The sequence below is a fragment of the Neobacillus drentensis genome (genome assembly GCF_036966985.1).
Lineage (GTDB): Bacteria > Bacillota > Bacilli > Bacillales > Cytobacillaceae > Neobacillus > Neobacillus drentensis_E.
On sequence record NZ_JBALSN010000755.1, the window covers coordinates 658 to 2,465 of the forward strand.

General features: G+C 37.7%; 2 protein-coding genes and 1 other RNA gene. All 3 read left to right on the plus strand.

What is annotated here, in order from left to right; translation table 11 throughout:
• Window positions 1-199: 199 nt before the first annotated feature.
• The 3 genes from V7659_RS31400 to rnpB all read left to right on the plus strand — a co-directional run bounded on the left by V7659_RS31400 (window position 200) and on the right by rnpB (window position 1,687).
• Entirely contained in the window at window positions 200-757 is a 558-nt protein-coding gene (locus tag V7659_RS31400) for a DUF1273 domain-containing protein (protein WP_335543894.1), read from the plus strand.
• A gap of 143 nt (window positions 758-900) precedes the next feature.
• Window positions 901-1,203: a cell division regulator GpsB gene (gene gpsB / locus V7659_RS31405; protein ID WP_026563881.1), complete on the plus strand. Its 303-nt coding sequence runs from the start codon at window positions 901-903 to the stop codon at window positions 1,201-1,203.
• Between the two features lie 79 nt (window positions 1,204-1,282).
• Window positions 1,283-1,687: RNase P RNA component class B (gene rnpB, locus V7659_RS31410), an RNA gene on the plus strand.
• Window positions 1,688-1,808 lie beyond the last annotated feature (121 nt).

A 1,808-nucleotide genomic window follows, 5' to 3' on the forward strand; every position in this document is an offset into this window, starting at 1 on the left:
GGAGGCCCAGGATTTGGTCCAGGAGGCCCAGGAATGGCACCAGGACCATTTATGGGACCTAGACGCTAATAGGGAATCGGCGATTACAGGGGCTTTTTAGCCCTTGTTTTTTATTTATTATTACTACATGATATGCTATTCTTGTCCAAATGTTTGTCCATTTTTAAAAAAATTTTCTTTATGGAGGAGAACATTTTAGATGAAAGTTCTAGCCATATCAGGCTATAAACCGTTTGAATTAGGAATTTTTAAGAATGACCATCCATCAGTCCTATTTATTAAGGCTGCCATAAAGAAATCATTACTCCCAATGGTGGAAGAAGGATTAGAGTGGGTGCTGATCAGTGGTCAGTTAGGTGTGGAGCTGTGGGCTGCTGAGGTTGTTTTTGAATTACAAATGGAATTTCCTGATTTAAAACTAGCGGTAATTACTCCATTTCTAGACCAACAAGCATCATGGAAGGAAAATAACCAGGAATGGTATGAATCTATCCTTGCACAAGCAGATTTCATTGATTCTGTTACCAAAAAGGGATATGAAAAACCATGGCAATTTCGGTTGAAAAATCAATTTTTTATTGAAAAAAGTGAAGGGCTCCTCCTTCTTTACGATCATGAAAAGGAAGGAAGTCCAAAATATCTTTATGAAATGGCTTTGGAATACCGAAAAAAACATCCATACTCCATTGAACTTATAACATTTTATGATTTACAGATGATTGTGGAAGAAGAACAGATGAAGCTGTCCGATTTTTAAGTTTTAGTCATTTTTACAGTTGTTATTCCATATATTGAATTGTTTTAAAAATCATAATACTGACAATACAAATGAAAATTGACAAAACTACATATTTTTGAAAAAATAATAGGTAGTGATTGGCGAATACCGAGGTGAATGGAATGCTGTCAGATAAAGTGAAATTAACAGCCAAGGATATTTTAGAAAAAGAGTTTAAGTCTGGAGTACGCGGTTATAAACAAGAAGATGTTGATAAGTTCTTAGATCTAATCATTAAAGACTATGGAACTTTTCATCAGGAGATTGAAGATCTTCAACAGGAAAATCTTCGGCTCCGGAAACAGCTTGAGGAAACGTCAAAAAGGCAGCCAGCAGCTCAACCTGCAGGAACAACAAATTTTGATATCTTGAAGCGTTTATCCAATCTTGAAAAACATGTTTTTGGTAACAAGCTTTACGATTAACAAAAAATAGGAAGATTTCCTGTTAATAACCATTGAATTACCAGCGTCAAATACATATAATAAATTGTATTCATTAATAACGTTCGGGTAATCGCTGTAAGATGCATTTGCATTCTTGCAGAGGAAAGTCCATGCTCGCACGAGCTGAGATGCTCGTAGTGTTCGTGCCTAGTGAATTCATAAGCTAGGGCAGTTGGGGCTAGCATCCAACTGACGGCCGGGAAAATACCTAAGTCCTCCTAGGATATGGTATGAATACCTATAAAAGTGCCACAGTGACGTAGCCTTTCCAGAAATGGAAAGGGTGGAACGGGTAAACCCCACGAGCGAGAAACCCAAATAATGGTAGGGGCACTTTCTCTGAGGAATTGAACAAGGAGAAGGACAGGCTCAAATTTGAGCCTGTAGATAGATGATTACCACCTAAGTACGAGACACTCCCGTGTCGTTTGTAGTACACTGGTACAGAACATGGCTTACAGAACGTTATTAATGGGAATGTATGCTGGATATAAACGGCTCTCCTAATAAGGAGAGCTTTTTATTATTAAATCTTTGTTAAAGTTAGTGTTTAATTTGGCACCCTGCTGATTGGAGCGGAAGGC

What these genes read in the sequence shown, in the direction of transcription:
- gpsB (WP_026563881.1), top strand. Translation starts at nt 901, where the DNA reads ATGCTGTCAGATAAAGTGAAATTAACAGCCAAGGATATTTTAGAAAAA.
- V7659_RS31400 (WP_335543894.1), top strand. Translation starts at nt 200, where the DNA reads ATGAAAGTTCTAGCCATATCAGGCTATAAACCGTTTGAATTAGGAATT.